The 2917-nt window shown below is 45.6% G+C and carries 2 protein-coding genes and 1 pseudogene; all 3 read left to right on the top strand.

What is annotated here, in order from left to right; translation table 11 throughout:
• Nucleotides 1–724, top strand: a pseudogene (locus tag WBA23_RS05535) (SusC/RagA family TonB-linked outer membrane protein); the annotation flags it as partial.
• Between the two features lie 31 nt (nt 725–755).
• A complete protein-coding gene (locus tag WBA23_RS05530) occupies nt 756–2192 on the top strand; it encodes a RagB/SusD family nutrient uptake outer membrane protein (protein ID WP_424581254.1) in 1437 nt (478 codons plus the stop codon).
• An 83-nt stretch (nt 2193–2275) separates the two neighbouring features.
• Nucleotides 2276–2917: sulfatase-like hydrolase/transferase (locus tag WBA23_RS05525; RefSeq protein ID WP_424581253.1), on the top strand; the 642-nt coding region annotated here is incomplete at its 3' end.

Raw genomic sequence — 2917 nt, 5'->3', positions numbered from 1 at the left:
GAATGAGGTTGTGAGTCTTAAAGATGGAAATGATGTTTTTGCTAATAACTTACCGGGAGGTGCTTCAGGGGGAGCGTTCCATATCGTTCGGGAAGGGGAACCGCTGGCTTCCTATTACGGCTTTGTTGAAGGGGAGCTAGACGAAAATGGAGATCTCACCTACCGCGACTTAGACGGTGATGACCGGGTCAATAATAATGACCGCACGATTCTAGGTGACTTTTTTCCCGACTTTATTTACGGGTTAAATTCTAACTTTTCTTACAAAGGAATTGACGTCAATATCTTCTTCCAGGGAGTGCAAGGAGTAGAGGTGATCCGATTTGATCGTTTCCGCAGTGCCAACTCGCTAACCCGCGGGTATAATCAACTGGTGGAAGTAACCGACTTCTGGACGCCCGAAAACACTGATGCCCGCTATCCTCGTCCCCGGTCAGGCATTAGATTTCGGGGATCTGACTCCTACGTAGAAGATGCTTCCTATCTGAGGTTAAGGAATGTCCAGATAGGATATAACTTTCCTCTTTCAGATATGGGAGTATCGTGGTTACGTAAATTGAAGATATACGCTAGTGCTCAAAACCTACTCACGTTCACTGACTACACCGGGTACGATCCTGAAATTAACACCCAGGGAGGGGGATCAGATTTGCGTTTAGGGTTAGACTTGTCTGGCTATCCATCAGCCCGAACCTACACATTTGGCATTAATCTCGGCTTTTAACATTAAGAATATGAATTCTAAAGCAACTACGATGAAAAAGATACTTCTGATACTACCCACTATGCTAGTCATGAGTTGTGACAGCTATCTGGACGAAGAACCCATTGATTTTTTATCTGAGGGTCAATTCTACCAGACCGAAGATGATGCAATTGCGGTGGTGAACGCCGCCTACGAGCCGTTTGCTACCAGTGCCTACTACGGTCAACAGTTTTTCGCTCAGGTTGAAATGAAAGCGGAATACTGCTTGGGAAGAGGCTCGCACCAGCCTCCTGGCGTGTACGAATTAGACTCCCGTAATATTGACCGAATTGCTGGCATATGGCGATCAGCCTACCTGTCTATTAACCGGGCCAACGCGGCTATTGCTAGAGTCCCAGCGATAGAAATTAGCGAAGATGTGAAAGCCCGCACGATAGCCGAAGCGCACTTCGTTCGAGCACTAAATTACTTTAATTTGGTGCGCTTGTGGGGTCCAGTGCCGTTGCAGAAAGAAGAGATTGACGCGATTGTTGACTTTTCCTTCCCCCGCGCTCCGGTGGCTGAGATTTACGAATTAATTTTGGAAGACTTACTAGTTGCCGAGGACGGGCTAAAACTAAAATCGGAGCAAACTGCTCCCACTGAGCTGTTTCGAGCTACGGTTGGGGCGGCGCAACTGCTGCTGGCTGATATTTACCTAACCTTGGAGCGCTACAACGAAGCTCAGCAAAAAGCTCAAGAGGTTATTGGTTCAGGAGAATACTTCTTGGAACCGGTGTTATTAGACGTATACGATGTAAACCGTCAGACTACTTCGGAGGATGTGTTCTCTATCAAGTTCTCTCGTATCGACGGACAAGGCAGTTCGCTTCCAGTATATACGCATAATGTTAATGCGGGCTATTCTTCATCGGGATTTAGAACCATATTAGGTAATACAGAATCCTTTCTATCTACCTGGGATGCTGAGGATTTTCGCCGTAATTTAAATCTCTACAATACTCCTGAAGATTCGGTTTTTCTTACAGCTAGTGAGCCCATTTTGTACAAAAAATATATTGATAGTGAAGCTCAGGGTAATCACGGAAATGATTTTCCAGTCTATCGCTATCCGTATGCTCTATACGTTTTTGCTGAAGCTGAAATTCGCGGCACTGGTACACTATCAGCTCAGGGGTTGGAGTATATCAACATGATACGCCGAAGAGCTTACGGCAGAGATATATCCACCCCAGACCCTACGGTAGATTTTGCGGCTGGACTCACGTCAGAGGAATACTTAGATATTATTTTTGATGAGCGAGGGAAAGAGTTTTTACTAGAGTGTAAGCGATGGTTTGATATGCTACGCTACGACCGTGTAGAAGAATTATTAATCGCTTCCGGATTTAACTATGCCCCTCGGGTGCTTTTATGGCCTATTCCTCAGGAGGAAATTGATAATAATGAAGCTCTGACGCAGGCAGATCAAAACCCTGGCTGGTAGTAGAGTATCAAGGTAGTGTGAAGATTAATTTTTCACACTACCTTAAATTGTATAAATTACTCAGCAGCTTCATCAAAAACCTCATGACCTTCATACTAAGATTTACTACTAAAATCCTTCTCAGTTTCAATCTATTATTGCTACCTAAGTATGTATCTGGACAGAAAACAAACAAACCCAATATTCTTATTATTCTGGCCGATGATCTGGGCTATGGTGACATAGGAGCCTATAATCCTAATTCACTCGTACCCACTCCTAATTTAGACCGATTAGCTTCCGAGGGTATCCGACTTACCGATGCTTACTGTCCGGTAGCCGTGTGCTCGCCTACGCGATACGCGCTCATGACAGGGCGCTATCCCTTTCGCAGTTGGAAGCCCAATAGCGTAATGGCCAACTACGAACCTTCCTTAATTGATGATGAGTTGATGACATTACCCGAAATGCTACAGGAAGCGGGCTACACTACCGCCGGGTTTGGTAAGTGGCATCTAGGTACAACCTTCCCTACTACCGATGGCAACAAACCCGTTGGATACGGGGAATTTCGGGCTGATAATAATGGGGCTAATCTGGCACTGAACCAACCCGTCAGCGACGGGCCAATGGATCATGGTTTTAATGACTGGTTAGGCTTTAGCTGCGCCAGCGAGTGCTGGATATTGGAAAACAAGCAAGTAATGGGCTACTTGAAGCACGACTACTATACGGTAGAAGCCGCC

This window comes from Tunicatimonas sp., from assembly GCF_049647865.1.
GTDB lineage: Bacteria > Bacteroidota > Bacteroidia > Cytophagales > Cyclobacteriaceae > Tunicatimonas.
The sequence above is the reverse complement of the archived record's forward strand: the minus strand, read 5'-3'. Positions and strand labels throughout refer to the sequence as shown.